We start from the raw sequence: 17,286 nt of genomic DNA, 5'->3' as shown, positions 1-17,286 counted from the left end.
CGTTGAAGGCATGCTTGTGGCTGAAGCAGTTGCTCTAGGCGCGACCGTTAAAGGTATCTGTTTTTGCAACACCACAATGCTCTAACTCTATGATTAAAAAGGAAGCGATATGAACAGTGGAACTTGTTTGATGAAGACGGGTGTTCGTCCTGATGCGATGAAAACAGGCGTGCGTCCTGATGCAATGAAGACTGGCGTTCGCCCGGATGCGATGAAGACGGGTGTGCGTCCCGATGCAATGAAAACAGGCGTGCGCCCTGATGCGGCGAGCCTGATCTGATCGTAAGCCGGCTGCTGCGCGGGTTGGGCAGCCGGCTTACCTCGACGGTGTCACACAATGTTCAGTGATGGTGGGTAGAGGAAGGTCATTCATGTTTGATAAAGAAGTATGGGAAGGCTTCGAAGAAAAAACCAACTCAGGACGGGACCCCTTTCTTTTTGAGTCGTTACTTCCACTTGCCACAGGCTTTGCCACAGCCAAGACAGTGGAGTCCGCTTTTTATGCACTGCAGGACCGCAACTTGCGTGAAGCCCTGGACTGTCGCATTCGGGTTTACGACGGAGAAAATCGCCGGGACGATTTGATTGAAGGTGCCTTCTCTCAAGATACCCTGCCAGATGAAGCGCTTATGGGGTTTATGCAGCGCCTTACGGGTAAAGAGCGATTCAGTCTGGTTGTAAACAATCTTGAACAGGCCAGTCCAAAACTGGCGGCTGACTTTGGCCAATTGATTCAATCGTTCTTCGACTACAAGGGATTTCCTATTGGCGGGGTGGAACAAGCCGCGTTCTGTGGTAACTACTCGGGTACTGCCTTTGGTATTCATGAGGGCTTCGAACATGCCTTTCTCTGTCATCTTGGCCCGGGCGTAAAAGACTTTTACTGTTGGTCCAGGGAACTTTATGTCGAGATGGTGGGGCACCGTGCGCCCACTTTCGCGGATTCCGAAGCCTATGAACGATTGCTGGAAACAGCCACTTTGCATGTCCTTAAACCGGGCGACGTACTGTACTTGCCGGCTTCCGTTTATCACATTGGGCGCCAGGACCAATACTCTGTTTCTGTCGCGTTGCCGTTCTATACCTATCCGTTGAAGCGGTTTCTGTCAGGGAAAGTGATTCCGGCGCTCAGTGACCTGACGCTGCCTTTCGATGAAGAAGGCATGTCGGCGCTCGTGCCGTTGAAAAATGACAATCCGCTGTTGAGTCCGGTGACCGAACTGTTGGAGTCGACCGTTCGGTCCTGGGTCGATAATGAACTCCCTCATTACCTCAATTATTACTGGCATCGGCTGCGCAGCAATGGCGGTTGGGAGTTGCCCAGAGCCATCAGCGAAAACCTGCTGCTAGACACCCGACTGTCTGCGCCTGAGCGCGTGCAGCGAGGTTCGGTGGTGTCACTGCGCCAACCTTTCCTGGCCTCGTATGAGGCGGGTCTGGATTGCGGTCGTGATGAGTTTCGGGTGTTTATCGGGGCCCAAAGTATCGTCTTGGCTGATCCGCACGGGCGTCTTATCAGTCTGCTGGAACGGCTCAACCAGCGGGAGTCCGTCAATGTAGACGCCGATGAGTTGATTGAGCTGCTGAGCGAGATGTCCCGTACCGGCGGGCTCCACTGCCATTAATCGATTGTTCAAGGAGGATTAGCCGATGTACAGAAACTTCCCCAGTCTGGTTGACGGTTATCTCAGCCAGTGTACCGACACCGATGCGCTGATCAATAAAGTCATACGAGAAGGCAAAGCGGCGGTTTCCGGTCGCGAACTGATTGCCGGGCACTTGAACCCGATGATCGCCAGTCTCTATCAGAAGATCCATGACCTGGTTGATCCCAAGAGTCTCTCGAAAGAAGAAGCGCAGTTGTACATTGCCGAACTGTCTGTGTTTGCGCGCTACAACTCCACCATGCTGCTACGGGCGGCAGAGACCGTCAGAGGCTTCTGCCCCGAGCTGGCTCAGGAGTTGACGCGCAATTTCCTGGAGGAGGGGGGCGAGAGAGGCAAGCTGCCTGCCCACTATGTGGTTTTCAGTGGTGCGCTGATTGAGGACCTTGGCTTGCGGGTCAATGGCTGGATGCCCCGTACCGACTCGACACGCTCGCTTATCTCGTTGATTGATGTCCTGACCTGGTCGCATTGCCCTTCCACCATACTGGGCATGTACTACGCAACCGAAGCCGTTGCCATTGCCGAGACCCAGTTGCTGCGGGAGATCACCGACCGGCTGGGCACGGTCCTGGGGCTGGGGTCGGGTCGCTCGCTGAAGCGTCTTGATTTCTACTACCGGATGCACCTGGATGATGATCATGTTGCGGCCACAGGCAGTGTGGCGGTCGAACAGGGTCACCAGGATGGCATCGCCCGGTTTATTCACGAGGCCGAACTCTTCAACTTCCTTCAACCGCAGATAGTTGACGGGTTCTTGCAGATGCTCAACCCGTTCGTCGACCAATGGGCCGAGATCCATAGCCTGGTGCAGGAAGGTCGGGCATCCAGGCACAAAGCCGCTTAATCACAAGGACGAGATCTTTGCATGAGTACTAAAAAACATGAGGGTGGATGCCTCTGCGGGCACATCCGATTCGTTGCCACGGGTGAGCCCCAAAACCCTCATACCTGCTCGTGCGGGATATGTCAGCGGCACTCGGGTGGGTTGACCCTGTGCTGGGTGGAGTTCTCAAAGGATGAAGTGCAATGGGTGGGCGAAGGCGGGATGCCGACCCTGTACCGATCTTCGGAGTACTCCAGCCGAGCCTTTTGCCCTCGCTGCGGCAGCACGCTGGGCGCCATTGATGATGCACCCACGGTCGCGTTGGTACTCGGCAGTTTCGACGCCAAGGGGCAAAGTGCGCTGCGTCCCACAGCGCACTCCTTTACGTCCTCTCGGCCACGCTGGTGGAAAATCGACGTTGGGCTCAAAGGAAAGCCTGCGCCCTAGACTGAACGCTTTTTTGCCCTGGAAAAAGCCACGAACCCTGAGGTTTGCCCAAGCCAATGCATGACGGCCGCGAAGTGCCCCGACAGGGCATCCAGGCCTGGCAGGGGCGTGGCCGTCGAACGCTCAATTTCTCAATAAGGATATTAAGCAGCCATGCCGATTGAACCGGTTATCTACAAGTCCACCATGATGCGCCGCATCCGTCATCTGCTGGATCACGAAGGTTACTTCGAAATCATGACGCCGATACTGCGCAAGTTTCCTGGCGATGCAGACCGTCCCAGACTGCAATTGATGGATGGTCGCTGGCTCCGTGAGTCGTCAGCGTTTGCCTTGCGCTACAACCTGCAGTTCACACCGGCGGTTTACGAAATGGGCCCCAGTTTTCGTCCGGATGAACTGGACGCAACGCACTTGCCTGAATTCACCATGCTCGATCTCTACAAACGTGACGCCACCATCGATGAAATGCTGGACCTGGCGACACGCATCGTCAGCGAGTTTTATCCAGGGCCGATAGAGGTTTTGTCGTTCGGGGAGTTGATTCGCAAGGATCTGGGAATAGACCTGTTCTCGGACGAACACTCGGCCATGAAGTTGGTGGGCGCCTTCCAGGAGATGTACAACGATTATGAAATTTCTCCGCTGTGGTTGATCGACCGCTACATCACCGAAAATGTCGAACCGCTCTCCAAAGACCGTTGTGTGGTGGTCACGGACTTTCCGTTGCTGCCCGAAGTACGGGCCAAAAGAAGGCCAGGAACGGCGGCGATAGTGGACCGTTTCGAGATCCTTATCGATGCGATCGAAGTGGTCCACGGCTACACGGATGAAGATGATGCCGACCGGTTTGAGGAACAGGCCAGGCGCCTCAACAGTTTTGGCCCCGAGGACCAGCTCATGTGTGAACTGATGAGGTCCAACACCGTTCCCGCCGCGAGTTCAGGGTTTGGTATCGGCATCGAGCGGCTCTGCCGGACAGCGTTGGGTCTGGACACGATCGAGGTCTTTCGCACCGCGCGTCCGTTTTCCCGGAGTTAGTTGCGCAGCCACCCGGGCTCGACACGCCGCCACTTTATACCGTTTGGGACACCGAGCCCGGAGGTTCTATGCCTGTCTTTCATGAGTTGCTCGTCATGTCGTTCTACGCCTCGCTGATTCTGATAGTGCCGGGGCCGACCAATACGCTGCTGTTTTCTTCAGGGCTCAAGGTCGGGGTGCGCAGAACACTGCCTTTGGTGGTGGCAGAGGCCATGGGGTACGCCCTGGCTATTTTGACTTGGGGCTTTTTCCTGCTGTCTTTTGCCGCGAGCCGGCCTTGGCTGCTCGATGGCATCAAGTTGCTCTGTGCGGCGTACTTGCTGTGGCTGGCGTTCAAACTATGGCGAAACAGCCATGTCCTTCATGACACTCTGCGCAGGCCCGCCCACTTTTTCGAAGTGTTTTTGGCAACGTTGTTGAATCCCAAGGCATTCCTTTTCGCCAGCTCGGTCTTTCCGTTAAGTGCTTTCCAGTCCACTGAGCAGTTTGCCTGGGCGATGGGTGTGTTTCTGATTGCACTTGGGCCCATCGGAATACTGTGGGCGTCCCTGGGCAAGATTCTGACTTCCCGCCAGTCCTGGTCGAATCATACGGCGACTTTCCAGCGATCAGCCTCCGTGCTGCTGGGGGTGTTTTCGATGTCAATCGCTTACTCGACGATGGCCCTCCAGGACGACCTTCCCCAACGGGTCGCTCACCTGAGAGTGCTGCTGCCAATGGCTTAGATTCTGGCATCGGGGTTACTGGCCATTCTCATTACTCACTGTCACTGACAGGTTTCAGCGCTCGCCGCGAGGCTTTGGAGTCAGCTCAATGCCGTTAACACTTTCCAGAACAGGTATCGCCCTGGCCTTCAGTTGCGCGTTTGGCGTGGTCAAGGCCGAGGGCACGCTCACGCTCTACAATTGGGAAAGCTACACCAGTGCGCAGATGATCGAAAAGTTCGAAAAAGAGCACAACGTCGCGGTTGAGCTGGTTGAGTACGAATCCAGTGACACTGCGCTTGCCAAGGTTCGAGACCAGTCAGTGGCCGCGGATGTAGCGGTGGTGGCAGGCAATTATTTGCCCTTGTGGATAGCCGAGGACCTGGTGTTGGCGGCTCATCCATCCCAACTGGACAACTTCCGCAATCTGACTGCGCAATGGGTCGACCCGCCTTTTGATCCAGGGCGCAAATTTTCGGTGCCATGGGCGTGGGGAGTGGTGGGCGTTGCCATTCACACCGATGTCTACAAAGGGGATATCGACACTTGGTCTGTGGTGATTGATCCGCCCAAGGAACTGCAAGGGACGATTAACATTGGCGCGGACATGAACGAAGTCATCTACGCCGCCGTGCGTTATCACGGCGGCAAGATGTGTGATGCCGATCCGCAATTGTTGCGCCAGGTGCGCAATACCCTGGTCAAGGCCCGGCCGGCGTGGGCCTCCATGGAGTACGGCAGCGTACAGAAAATGGCCACCGGGCATTTCAAGGCCAGCATCGACTGGAACGGTGCCGCCTTGCGCCAGCGCATGATCAACCCGACGATCCGCTTCGGCCTTCCAAGGGAAGGCACGCAAATATTCAGTGACAACGTGGTGATCCTGAAGCGTTCCACGAACGTGGCGAATGCCAGGCTGTTTATGAATTTCATCATGGAACCGCGCAATGCAGCCTTGAACTCTGCCTTCCATGGTTACGCCAGTGCTGTGGCCGGTGCCGAACAGTTCATGCCCGCGTCCATGCGGGACGCTCCGGAGCTGAATATCCCGGCAGAGGTCTTGCGCAAGGCGCAGTTCACCTTTGCCTGCCCGGCAAACGTGCAAGAGCAGTACGCGGCAATCTGGACAGAACTTTCGCAGTAGGTTTGCGTCGGGCAGTGCCGAGTCGGCTGACGCCTCGGCTGGTTTCTTTCCGAAGGAAGGCACTCCCGTTCGCCTTGATCAGGGTCGATCACAATGTCGCATCCATCACCGCCACATCGCCGACGCTGGTTGATCCTTGCTTTGGTCTCCAGTGCCTTGCTGTTGATTTCAATCGATGGAACCGTTCTTTACGCGGCGTTGCCCCTGCTGACCCGGGACTTGCAGGCGAACGCTAACGAAAAACTGTGGATTCTGAATATCTACCCCTTGCTCGTTGCTGGTCTGTTACCGGGGCTGGGTGCGGCAGGTGACCGCTTGGGGAGCAAGCGATTGTTCGTCAGCGGTCTTGGTGTGTTTGCGCTGGCCTCGCTGATGTCAGCCTTTGCCACCCGCCCGCAATGGCTGATCCTGGGACGGGCGGTACTGGGCGTGGGGGCGGCGATGATGATGCCCGCGACCTTGTCGATCATCCGCCAGACCTTTGTCGATGAGCGCGAACGCTCCCTCGCCATTGGTGTGTGGGCCTCGGCGGCGGCTGGCGCGGCCGCACTGGGGCCGATTCTGGGAGGCGTCGTCCTGGAGTTTTATGGATGGGGGGCGGTGTTCTTGATCAACCTGCCGATCATTCTTGTCGTCTTGCCTTGCGCGCTCTATTTCATCCCGAGTCAACCCGTTCAGAAAGGCAAGGCCTGGGATGTTTCCGGCTCGCTACAGATCATGGTTGGCCTGGTGGGGGTGGTGTATGCCATCAAGGAGTTCGGTCGCCCCCAGCCTGACCTGTTTGTCGCAGCCTGTGCCATGGCGGTCGGTGTATCGCTGTTGATTGTGTTCGTTCGGCGCCAGCAGCGCGCGATGCACCCGCTTATAGATTTTCGTCTGTTTCGCGACCCGGTCTTCAGCGCCGGTATTGCCGCAGCGTTTTGCGCTTCGTTGGCATTGCTTGGCCTGGAGTTGGTGTTGACCCAGTATTTGCAACTGGTGCAGGACCTGACACCGTTGAAGGCGGCGCTCGTCATCCTGCCACTTCCCCTCACGGCGTTCTTCGCCGGGCCTTTGACGGGCTGGTTCCTGCCTACGTTCGGCAGTACGCGGGTGCTGACGGTCGCGTTGCTGATGTCGGGGCTGAGCATCGGCGCGCTGATGGTCTCGAACATGCCGTCAGCCTTTGCGCTGATGGGGTTGGGGGCGGGCGTGGGGGCCGCGATGACGGCGGCGTCGAGCATCATCATGCACCGGGCACCTGCCACCCAGGTTGGAATGGTTGCCTCGGTAGAAGAAGTCTCTTTCGAGTTGGGCGGGGCCTTGGGTGTTACGTTACTGGGAAGTCTGGCGGGCGGGATCTACAGCCGTTTTGTCGCATTACCCGAAGCGGCCGAATCGTTCGATCAGGCGGTAGACAGTCTGGATGGCGCGCTTATTGTGGCCGCCAAGGTCTCCCCTGAAATCGGGTTGCAGTTGATTTCAGCGGCCAAAGCAGCCTATCAAATGGCGTATGGCTCTGTTCTCGGTGCGGCGGCTGCGCTGTTGCTCGTCAGCGCGCTCAGTATTTACCTGCTCCTGCGCTCGCCCGCCACAGCTGCTGCCACGCCATGAGCCTTTATCCCCGGAGCATTCGAACATGCCGCTGAGTCATGCCAACCGCCTTGATGAACTCACCCGGGGGATGACCACGGCTGATCCGGCTGGGGCGCACATATACCGTCGTTTGATGGGGCAGGCCGTCGACATCGCGAGTCGCTGGTTGGAAACAGGCACGCTGTTTGACGGAACGCAGCCCGCCGCCCAGCGAAAAGCCTTGTCCGATCTGGACGTTTTCCCCCCGCAAGGGGTGGGTGACGAACAGGCGCTGGCCGATGCCGCCAGCTGTTTTCTCGACCATGCCTTGCAAGTCCACCACCCCCTTTGCATCGCCCATTTGCACTGTCCGACCACGTTGGCCAGCCAACTGGCCGAAGTCCTGATCAACGTAGCCAATCAGTCGCTGGACTCTTGGGACCAGAGTCCCTCCGCGACCTTTCTCGAACAGCATCTGGTGAGTGCGCTGCGTGCATGGACAGGCTACCCGGACGGCGACGCCGGTGTGTTTACCAGCGGGGGAACGCAAAGCAATTTGATGGGCCTGCTGCTTGCCCGTGATCGTTACGCTCTGCTTCGCTGGGGAGTGGACGTCAAGGAGCAGGGGCTTCCTGCGTGCGCCCAAGGGATGGTTGCCGTGTGTTCGCGCCAGGCGCATTTTTCGGTGCAACAGTCGCTGTCGTTACTGGGGCTGGGCAAAAACGCGGCGATACCCGTGTCCTGTGACCGGGACGGAAAAATGTCGGTGGACGACCTTAAGTGCACGCTCGCAAGGCTTGCGAGTGAATCGCGAACGCCCTTCGTGATAGTCGCTACAGCGGGCACCACGGACACGGGCGCCATCGATCCGCTCGACACCCTCGCCGACATCGCGCAGGCCCATGGGCTATGGCTGCACGTTGACGCGGCATGGGGCGGTGCCTTGCTGTTATCACACCGGTATCGCCACCGTCTGCACGGTCTGGACCGGGCGGATTCCCTGACGCTGGACTTCCACAAACAGTTTTTCCAGACCATCAGTTGCGGTGCGTTTCTGCTGCGTGACGCAGCGCATTTCGAACTCATGCGCACACACGCCGATTACCTGAACCCGCCGGAGGATGATCGGGACGGCTTGCCGAACCTGGTGACAAAATCGTTGCAAACCACCCGCCGTTTCGATGCGCTGAAGCTGTGGATGAGCCTGCGCAGTATCGGAACCCGTCAGTACGCGGCAATGATTGACCAGTGCATTGACCTGGCAGCCGAGGTCGCCAAGGTGATCGACGCCTCGGCAGCCTTCGAACTGGTCAGTTGCGGGCAATTGACCAGCGTTCTGCTGCGGGTTTGCACTCCCTTGCACGCAGCCGAGGATCGGGACGCACTGCATCGTCACATTGCCCAGACATTGTTTGAGCAGGGAATCGCCAACCTGGGCGTCACCCGTCATGCCGGTTTGATCACCCTGAAAATGACCTTGTTGAATCCCGGGACCACAGGGGCGGATATCAACGCGCTACTCACGTCCATTGCCTCCCTGGCCGAAGGCGGTCTACCCGCAAAGTCATGAGCCGCATGGGCTGCCGCCTCAGCCGGGGACGGCATCACCAGTGCTTTCAATCACCCGGACCTGTGCATGAAGCGTGTGACGCGACCCCGTTGAAAACCCATTTCATTGTTTGAAGACGCTCAGTGCCGCTGATCACCTAATTACAAAGCTTCCTAACTATTACGTTGACATTGGCTGCCTAGGCAGTAACATCTCGACATACTTTCCCTGCCTAGGCAGCTAATGGGTGGTCAGATGAAGCATTTCAATCCCGACGATTTTCACAATTGCCACCTCGGGCTGCTGCTGGGGCGTGCGGCCTTGCTCAAGGACCGGCTGATCGACACGCACATGGAACCCCACGGCATCACGTCCGCGCAGTTCAAGGTGTTGATCATCATGGCCCAGTTCGGCGTCGATACGCCGGCGGAGCTGTGTCGTCACCTGTCGCTGGACAGCGGTTCGATGACTCGCATGCTCGATCGTCTGGAACAGAAAGGTTTCCTCACCCGCCAACGCTGCGAGGGTGACCGTCGCCAGGTGCGGCTGGTGCTGACGGAGGAGGGCCAACTGCTCGCCGACCGTCTGCCGCACATCGGCGCCGAGGCCATGAACGAACTGGCCGGCGCCATCACGCCAGAAGAGTTGAAGACCCTGGAACAGATCCTGAAGAAAATTTTGCTGGCCGCAGGTGACTCGATCACCTTGCTGCGGGTAGGTGACAAATGAGCAGTAAAACCTTGCGTACACGCCTCAGCCTGGTGCTGTTGGCCATGAGCCTGGCCGGTTGTGCCAGTTACAGCGGCCTGAACACCGAAGGCACTCGCCTCGATGCGAAAACCCTCAAGGCCGGGCAATCCCTGAGTGGCGTGACGCTGTCGCCGGCGGCCTGGCCGAAAAGCGACTGGTGGAAAAGCCTCGGCGACCCACAGCTCGACGGCCTGATCCGCGAAGCCCTGCACGACAGCCCGGACATGCAGATCGCCAGCGCTCGTGCTCACCAGGCCAGCGCCGCCGCCTATGCAGCCGACGCCGCGCGGATGCCGACCCTCGATGCCAGCGCCAGCGTCAGCCGTTCGCGACTGGCCCGCGATCAGGACCCGACCGGGGTCGGCGGCACCTACTCGACGGTGCGCAACATCGGCGCCAGTTTCAATTACACCTTCGACCTTTGGGGCGGCCAGCGTGCTGCCTGGGAGGCTGCGTTGGGCCAGGCCCGCGCGGCTGAAGTCGATCGGCAAGCCGCACAGCTGACCTTGTCGGCCGACGTGGCCCGCGCTTACAGCGATTTGGGGCAGGCGCACATTGTTTACGACCTGGCCGATGAAGACCTCAAGCGTACCCGGCAAATGCTCGACCTGAGCAAGCGTCGCCTGAGTTCCGGGATCGACAGCCAATACCAGTACCAGCAAACCGAAAGCCTGGAAGCCAGTTCCGAAGCGACCCTGATCGACGCCGAGAAGAAGCTCCAGAGCGCGAAAATCGCCCTGGCCGTACTGCTCGGCAAGGGCCCGGATCGCGGCAATGAAATCGCCCGGCCGAAAATCCTTCAGGCCAGCGCCGTGGCGCTGCCCTCGACACTGCCGGCCGAGTTGCTCGGTCGGCGTCCAGACCTGATCGCCGCACGCTGGCGGGTCGAGGCGGCGGGCAAGAACATCGACGCCGGCAAAACCCGCTTCTACCCCAACCTCAACCTGAGCGCGGCGGCGGGCGTCGAGTCGTTGTTGGGCGATGCGATGTTTGGTTCGGCGAGCCGTTTCCTCAACATTGCACCGACCGTGTCGCTGCCGATTTTCGATGGCGGCCGCTTGCGCGCCGACCTCGATGCGCGGGACGCCGACTACGACCTCGCGGTGGCGCAGTACAACAAAAGCCTGGTGAGCGCGTTGGGGGATGTCAGCGACACGCTCTCTCAATTGCGTGACGTCGGCCGGCAGATCGGCGCGCAGCAACACGCCACCGATATTGCCCAGGACTCATACAACACGGTGGTCCAGCGTTACGGTTCCGGCATCGGCAACTACCTGGACGTGCTCAGCATTGAACAACAACTGCTTCAGGCCCAACGCCAGTTGGCGAACCTGAATGCCGAGCAGATCGATCTGTCGATTCAACTGATGCAGGCACTGGGCGGCGGGTATCAAGCCGACACCCTGGCTTCGGCCACGCCCACCCCAGCCACGCAGAATCAATAATTCAAGGTACTTGTCATGGCCACTGCCGAACACAACTCAACCCCTGAAAACACCCAAGACACGGGTAACCCCGGCAAACGCAAAGTCATGCTGCTGGTGCTCGCGGTGCTGGTGATCCTCGGCGGCGCTGCCGTCTGGGGTTGGCACGAACTCTACGGGCGCTGGAACGAAAGCACCGACGACGCCTATGTGAATGGCAACGTGGTGGAAATCACCCCGCTGGTCACCGGTACGGTTGTCAGCATTGGCGCCGATGACGGCGACCTGGTCCACGAAGGCCAGGTGTTGATCAACTTCGACCCCAATGACGCGCAAGTCGGCCTGCAAAGTGCCCAGGCCAATCTGGCCCGCACGGTGCGTCAAGTCCGCGGCCTGTACAGCAACGTCGACGGCATGAAAGCCCAGGTCAACGCGCAGAAGGCCGAAGTGCAAAAGGCTCAGGACAACTTCAATCGCCGGAAGAATCTCGCGGCGGGCGGGGCGATCTCTCAGGAAGAACTGTCCCACGCTCGCGATGACCTGACGTCGGCGCAAAACGCCCTGGCCAATGCTCAACAGCAACTCAACACCACCCGCGCGCTGGTCGACGACACTGTGGTGTCGTCCCACCCGGACGTGCAGGCCGCCGCCGCGCAGGTGCGCCAGGCTTACTTGACCAACGCCCGCAGCACGCTGATTGCGCCGGTCACCGGTTATGTCGCCAAGCGCACCGTGCAACTCGGTCAGCGGGTTCAGCCGGGTACCGCGTTGATGGCGGTGATTCCGCTGGATCAGTTGTGGATCGACGCCAATTTCAAGGAAACCCAGTTGCGTGACATGCGCATCGGTCAGCCGGTGGACATCGAAGCCGACCTGTACGGCAGCGATGTGAAGTACAGCGGCACCCTCGACAGCCTCGGCGCCGGGACCGGCAGTGCGTTTGCCTTGTTGCCTGCACAGAACGCCACCGGCAACTGGATCAAGATCGTCCAGCGCGTACCGGTGCGGATCCACATCAACGCCGAAGAGCTTGCAAAACATCCATTGCGGGTCGGCCTGTCGACCATGGTCAACGTCAACCTGCACGACCAGAGCGGTCCGGTGCTGGCGCAGCAATCGCCACAAAAGGCCTCGTTCAGCACCAGCGTCTATGACCATCAGTTGGCCGAGGCCGACGCGATGATTACCCGTTTGATCCATGACAACAGCTTGTTGGCGGTCAAAACCGCTCAACGCTGATTCGCCAATCCCTCAGCTGCGGCCGTAACGGTCGCAGCGCCTGCCTCGTTTCAAAGGATTCGCGATGAATAACGCGTCTTTCAAGCCGCCCAGCCTGGTGCTCGCCACCATTGGCCTGTCGCTGGCGACCTTCATGCAGGTGCTCGATACCACCATCGCCAACGTGGCCTTGCCGACCATTTCCGGCAACCTGGGCGTGAGCTCGGAGCAGGGCACCTGGGTGATCACTTCGTTCGCCGTGAGCAACGCCATCGCACTGCCGCTGACCGGTTGGCTGAGCCGTCGTTTCGGTGAGGTGAAACTGTTTTTGTGGGCCACCATTCTGTTCGTGCTGGCCTCGTTTCTGTGCGGCATCTCGACGTCGATGCCGGAGCTGGTCGGTTTTCGGATCTTGCAGGGGCTGGTTGCCGGGCCGTTGTACCCAATGACCCAGACGCTGCTGATCGCGGTTTATCCGCCGGCCAGGCGCGGGATGGCGCTCGCATTGCTGGCGATGGTCACGGTGGTCGCGCCGATTGCAGGTCCCATCCTGGGTGGCTGGATTACCGACAGCTACAGCTGGCCGTGGATCTTCTTCATCAACGTGCCGATTGGTGCGTTTGCGGTGATGGTGGTCAAGCAGCAGCTCAAGGATCGGCCGGTGGTGATCAGTCGCCAACCGATGGACTACGTGGGCCTGTTGACCCTGATCATTGGCGTCGGCGCGTTGCAGATCATCCTCGACAAGGGCAATGACCTGGACTGGTTCGAATCCAGCTTCATCCTCACGGGCGCGGCGATTTCGGTGATTGCACTGGCGGTGTTCGTGATCTGGGAGATGACCGACAAACATCCGGTGGTGAACCTGCGGTTGTTCGCTCACCGCAACTTTCGCATCGGCACCATCGTGTTGGTGCTGGGGTACGCCGGGTTCTTTGGCATCAACCTGATTCTGCCGCAATGGCTGCAGACCCAGATGGGCTACACCGCGACTTGGGCCGGCCTGGCTGTGGCGCCAATCGGAATCCTGCCAGTGCTGATGTCGCCGTTTGTCGGCAAGTACGCGCACAAGTTCGACCTGCGGTTGCTGGCCGGGCTGGCGTTCCTGGCGATTGGCTTGAGTTGCTTCATGCGCGCCGGTTTCACCAATGAGGTGGACTTCCAGCACGTGGCCCTGGTGCAGTTGTTCATGGGGATTGGGGTGGCGCTGTTCTTCATGCCGACCCTGAGCATCCTGATGTCGGACCTGCCGCCCCATCAGATCGCCGATGGCGCGGGCCTGGCGACGTTCCTGCGGACTTTGGGCGGGAGCTTTGCGGCCTCGCTGACCACGTGGATCTGGATCCGTCGGGCCGATCAGCATCACGCGTACATGAGTGAAAGCATCAGCACCTTCGAACCCGCCACGCGGGAGGCCTTGAATACCCTGGGCGGGGCGAGCAACCCGGCCTATGCGCAACTGGATCATGTACTGACCAGTCAGGCGTACATGCTCTCCACCGTGGATTACTTCACGTTGCTGGGGTGGGCATTCATGGGCTTGATTGTGCTGGTGTGGCTGGCGAAACCGCCGTTTGCCGCTAAAGCAGGCCCTGCTGCCAGCGGCCACTGACCCAACGCGGTCAAACTGTAGGAGTGAGCCTGCTCGCGATAGCGGTGTATCAGTCAACAAAGTTGTTGAATGTGATACCGCTATCGCGAGCAGGCTCACTCCTACAGTGGGATTTGTGTTCGGCAGTTAGATCGTGGGGGCTGCAAGCTGTGGTGGCGGGGCGAAGTCGAACGGGGCAAGCGCAAACCCGCTTTCATCCACCTGCAACGCCCACCCTTGACGATCCCAATCCCCCAACACAATCCGCTTGGCCGCCTGCTCGCCAATCTGCAACTTGTGGATGGCCGGGCGATGGGTATGCCCATGGATCAAAGTCTTCACGCCAAAGGCCTGCATGATCCGCGGCACTTCTTCCGGCGTGACATCCACAATGTCATTGGCCTTCATCCGTGTTTGCGCGTACGGAAGTTGTCATGCCTGCTTTTCTAGATAGGCGTCGGCAAGCAAGTCGATGGTCGCGAGCAACATATCGATATCTACCAATGTGGTTCGTGGGTTCAATAACGTCATTTTCAATGCTATTAGACCGTCGTGGCGGGTGACACCAAGATTGGCAATGCCTTGATCGAGTAATGTCTGCGCGAGATGACTGTGCACCGCATCCCGATCTGCGTTAGCGCAGAAGGGCCTGTTGATCCGGAACAAGACGCTTGACAATTGCGAACGGCTGACCAGTTCGAACGATGATGACGTATCGATACGTTTGGCGACTGCGCTGGCGAGATCAATTGTTTGGTCGATCAGCTCCCCAAATTGGGTCGTTCCGAGGCTGCGCAGACTTACCCATAGTTTCAGGGCGTCAAATCGACGAGTTGTTTGCAGGGACTTTGCAACCAAGTTTGGTACGCCATTCCGATCATCCTCAACTGGGTTCAAATATTCCGCATGGGTACGCATCAGGTCGAAATGCATCGCATCGCGAAGCAGGAAGGCCCCGCAACTGATGGTTTGGAAAAAGTGTTTGTGAAAGTCGAGCGTGATCGAGTCAGCACGCTCAAGACTTTGCAGACGATCACGATATTTTTTTGATAGGAGCAACGCACCACCCCATGCGGCGTCCACGTGGAGCCACAGTCCACGGGCCTGCGAGATATCGGCAAGTTCACCGATAGGGTCGATTGCACCCGTATCCGTCGTACCGGCGGTTGCGACGATGGCGAATGGCGCCAGCGATTCGCTTGTTAGTCTGGACAGCGTACGCTCGACATCGCCTGCGGCCAGTCTGCCTTCATGGTCGCACGGCACGGATATGGCAGCGCTCCTGCCCAAGCCGAGCAAGGACATCGATTGCTGAACCGAAAAGTGCGCCTGGCTTGAACAGATCACGACCATGCGCTGCGCGTCGACCGGAAGCCCATCTTCCTTGACGTTAACACCCAAGTGAACCAAAGCATGACGATCACGAGCAAGCATCAGGCCCATTAAATTGCTTTGCGTACCACCACTAGTCAACACACCAGCGTCGTTAGCCGAGTAGCCAATACGTGCTCGAAGTGCGCTGACAAGATGCTGCTCGATGACTGTGGCAGATGGGCTCTGGTCCCAGGAGTCCATCGACTGGTTCGCTACGTTGATCAACACCTCGGCAGCTTGAGAAGCGAGCGTTGTCGGACAGTGCAAATGCGCGACGCATAGTGGATGGTGGACCTGTAGCGCGTGGTCGAGAAAATGTGCAGCAGCATCCGCTAGAGCTTGCTCGTCGCCAACACCATGTTCGGGAAAGAAATCGAGACCCGATAACTGTTCCCGCAACGTATCGGGCCGCGTTCCGTCGAACAACACACCTGTTTTGAGCCACCGGCTCGCAGTATCGACAGCCTTTGTCATCAAAAGACTGTAGGCCGCCGATCCCTGTTGATCGGCGGTGGTCATTCCTTTGGTTGGCAACTTAAGCATGGACTGTCGCCTCGTGCACGGCGCTCGTTGCCGTTTCCAGTGCCGCCTCCAGCCGTTCGATCACGATGTCCCCTTCCTGATGTGTCAATGTCAACGGAGGTAAAAGACGCAGGACCGCACCGTTCCGGCCGCCACGCTCGGCAATCAATTGATTGTCGAAGCAGGCTCGTTGTAGCGCTTGCGATAATCGTGGATGGGCGGGATGGCTGCCAAGTGAGTCGGGGGAGAGTTCGGTATCGACGATTTCAATGCCAAGCATCAGACCGCGGCCGCGAATGTCACCCATGCATGGGAAGCGTCGCTGCAGGTGCATGAGGCGGTGCTCCAGCGCAGCGCCGACCGAACGGGCGTTGTCGAGCACGCCTGTCTTAGCCATGATGTCGAGCGTTGCTTGTCCGGTAGCCATTGCAAGTTGGTTGCCTCGAAATGTGCCGGCGTGCGCGCCCGGGGGCCAAACGTCGTACCCGGCCTGGTAGGCCACCAGCGATAACGGAAGACCACCACCTATCGCCTTCGACAGCACGATCATGTCGGGAACGATTTTCGCGTGTTCAAAAGCGAACCATTGCCCGGTACGTCCGATTCCCGCTTGCACTTCGTCGAGTATCAGGATGATGCCGTGTCGTCGTGTGACCTCGCGTAGTTTTACTAGCCATGGAACTGGCGCAGGAATGACGCCGCCTTCACCTTGGATGGCCTCGACGATGATTGCTGCCGGCTTGGTGACGCCGCTCTCGACGTCATCGAGGAAACGCTCGACCAACACGCCCAAGGCAATGACAGCGGCTTCGCCGCCGATACCAAGCGGACAACGATATGAATATGGGTAGGGCAAGAACTGTACCCCGGGCATCAGACCGCCCACCGATGTTTTCGGTCCGAGATTTCCGGTCACACTCAAGGCTCCGTGCGTCATCCCGTGGTATGCGCCGCAGAAACTTATGATGCCGGAACGGCCCGTAGCAATTTTCGCCAACTTAAGCGCGGCCTCTACGGCGTCGGCACCTGTCGAACCGCAGAACTGCAGTCGCCAGTCGTCTGGTGAACCTGGAAGCAACTTAAGCACGGTTTCGCAGAATGCGTCCTTGATAGGTGTCGTCAAGTCGAGTGTGTGTAACGGCAATTGGTGGTCGAGTACATCTCGTATAGCACCGATGACGGCCGAATGGTTATGGCCGAGAGCCAATGTTCCTGCACCCGACAGGCAATCGAGGTACTGCCTACCTTCGACATCAGTTACCCACGCGCCTTGCGCTGACTTGATCGCAATCGGAAATTTATGTGGATAGCTTCTCGCGTTCGATTCAAAGCGAGATTGTCGTTCAAGATAATGTGCATTGCTAATTGGTATGGCTAAATCTTCCATGTTTATCTCTCCATCTAGTGGCCAAGAAACTCGACAATCAGAAGTTTAGCCTCCGACTACCGAGCAAGAAGAGCCTGACTGATCAAATTGC

At 58.6% G+C, this 17,286-nt stretch carries 14 protein-coding genes and 2 pseudogenes; 13 read left to right on the top strand and 3 right to left on the bottom strand.

Annotated features, from left to right (window positions below):
- Positions 1-109 precede the first annotated feature (109 nt).
- The 13 genes from AABM54_RS16505 to AABM54_RS16445 all read left to right on the top strand — a co-directional run bounded on the left by AABM54_RS16505 (position 110) and on the right by AABM54_RS16445 (position 13,933).
- Positions 110-280 carry a hypothetical protein gene (locus AABM54_RS16505; protein ID WP_347901073.1) on the top strand — a complete coding sequence of 57 codons (171 nt, stop codon included), beginning with the start codon at positions 110-112 and terminating at the stop codon, positions 278-280.
- 91 nt (positions 281-371) lie between these two features.
- On the top strand, positions 372-1,625 hold the full coding sequence (locus AABM54_RS16500; RefSeq protein WP_347901072.1) for a cupin domain-containing protein: 1,254 nt from the start codon (positions 372-374) through the stop codon (positions 1,623-1,625).
- A 25-nt stretch (positions 1,626-1,650) separates the two neighbouring features.
- Positions 1,651-2,511 carry a DUF3865 domain-containing protein gene (locus AABM54_RS16495; RefSeq protein ID WP_347901070.1) on the top strand — a complete coding sequence of 287 codons (861 nt, stop codon included), beginning with the start codon at positions 1,651-1,653 and terminating at the stop codon, positions 2,509-2,511.
- A gap of 21 nt (positions 2,512-2,532) precedes the next feature.
- Positions 2,533-2,937: a GFA family protein gene (locus AABM54_RS16490; RefSeq protein WP_347901069.1), complete on the top strand. Its 405-nt coding sequence runs from the start codon at positions 2,533-2,535 to the stop codon at positions 2,935-2,937.
- Positions 2,938-3,090: 153 nt separating this feature from the next.
- A complete protein-coding gene (locus tag AABM54_RS16485; protein WP_347901068.1) occupies positions 3,091-3,978 on the top strand; it encodes an amino acid--tRNA ligase-related protein in 888 nt (295 codons plus the stop codon).
- Positions 3,979-4,073: 95 nt separating this feature from the next.
- A complete protein-coding gene (locus AABM54_RS16480) occupies positions 4,074-4,703 on the top strand; it encodes a LysE family translocator (protein WP_347901066.1) in 630 nt (209 codons plus the stop codon).
- An 88-nt stretch (positions 4,704-4,791) separates the two neighbouring features.
- Complete coding sequence (locus tag AABM54_RS16475; protein WP_347901065.1) at positions 4,792-5,826, top strand: extracellular solute-binding protein; 1,035 nt, start codon at positions 4,792-4,794, stop codon at positions 5,824-5,826.
- 93 nt (positions 5,827-5,919) lie between these two features.
- Positions 5,920-7,419 (top strand): MFS transporter, encoded by a 1,500-nt coding sequence (locus tag AABM54_RS16470; RefSeq protein ID WP_347901064.1) that lies wholly within the window; start codon positions 5,920-5,922, stop codon positions 7,417-7,419.
- Positions 7,420-7,444: 25 nt separating this feature from the next.
- Positions 7,445-8,950, top strand: coding sequence for an aspartate aminotransferase family protein (locus AABM54_RS16465; protein WP_347901063.1), 1,506 nt, complete (start codon positions 7,445-7,447; stop codon positions 8,948-8,950).
- Positions 8,951-9,184: 234 nt separating this feature from the next.
- Positions 9,185-9,658, top strand: coding sequence for a MarR family transcriptional regulator (locus tag AABM54_RS16460; RefSeq protein WP_347901062.1), 474 nt, complete (start codon positions 9,185-9,187; stop codon positions 9,656-9,658).
- Positions 9,655-11,124, top strand: a complete 1,470-nt coding sequence (locus AABM54_RS16455; RefSeq protein ID WP_347901061.1) for an efflux transporter outer membrane subunit — start codon at positions 9,655-9,657, stop codon at positions 11,122-11,124. Before AABM54_RS16460 ends, AABM54_RS16455 begins: the two co-directional genes overlap by 4 nt.
- 15 nt (positions 11,125-11,139) lie before the next feature.
- On the top strand, positions 11,140-12,342 hold the full coding sequence (locus AABM54_RS16450) for an HlyD family efflux transporter periplasmic adaptor subunit (RefSeq protein ID WP_347901060.1): 1,203 nt from the start codon (positions 11,140-11,142) through the stop codon (positions 12,340-12,342).
- Positions 12,343-12,406: 64 nt separating this feature from the next.
- Positions 12,407-13,933: a DHA2 family efflux MFS transporter permease subunit gene (locus tag AABM54_RS16445; RefSeq protein ID WP_347901059.1), complete on the top strand. Its 1,527-nt coding sequence runs from the start codon at positions 12,407-12,409 to the stop codon at positions 13,931-13,933.
- Between the two features lie 126 nt (positions 13,934-14,059).
- On the opposite strand, the pseudogene AABM54_RS16440 reads toward AABM54_RS16445, so the two are convergent.
- The 3 genes and pseudogenes from AABM54_RS16440 to AABM54_RS16430 form a co-directional block, all read right to left on the bottom strand.
- A pseudogene (locus AABM54_RS16440) lies at positions 14,060-14,473 on the bottom strand (UDP-2,3-diacylglucosamine diphosphatase); the annotation flags it as partial.
- A gap of 105 nt (positions 14,474-14,578) precedes the next feature.
- Positions 14,579-15,760: pseudogene (locus AABM54_RS16435) on the bottom strand (aspartate aminotransferase family protein); the annotation flags it as partial.
- A 61-nt stretch (positions 15,761-15,821) separates the two neighbouring features.
- Positions 15,822-17,195: a diaminobutyrate--2-oxoglutarate transaminase family protein gene (locus AABM54_RS16430; protein ID WP_347901058.1), complete on the bottom strand. Its 1,374-nt coding sequence runs from the start codon at positions 17,193-17,195 to the stop codon at positions 15,822-15,824.
- Between the last annotated feature and the right edge of the window lie 91 nt (positions 17,196-17,286).

Origin of the sequence: Pseudomonas purpurea, from assembly GCF_039908635.1 — a bacterium.
GTDB classification, from domain to species: domain Bacteria; phylum Pseudomonadota; class Gammaproteobacteria; order Pseudomonadales; family Pseudomonadaceae; genus Aquipseudomonas; species Aquipseudomonas purpurea.
The sequence above is the reverse complement of the archived record's forward strand: the minus strand, read 5'-3'. Positions and strand labels throughout refer to the sequence as shown.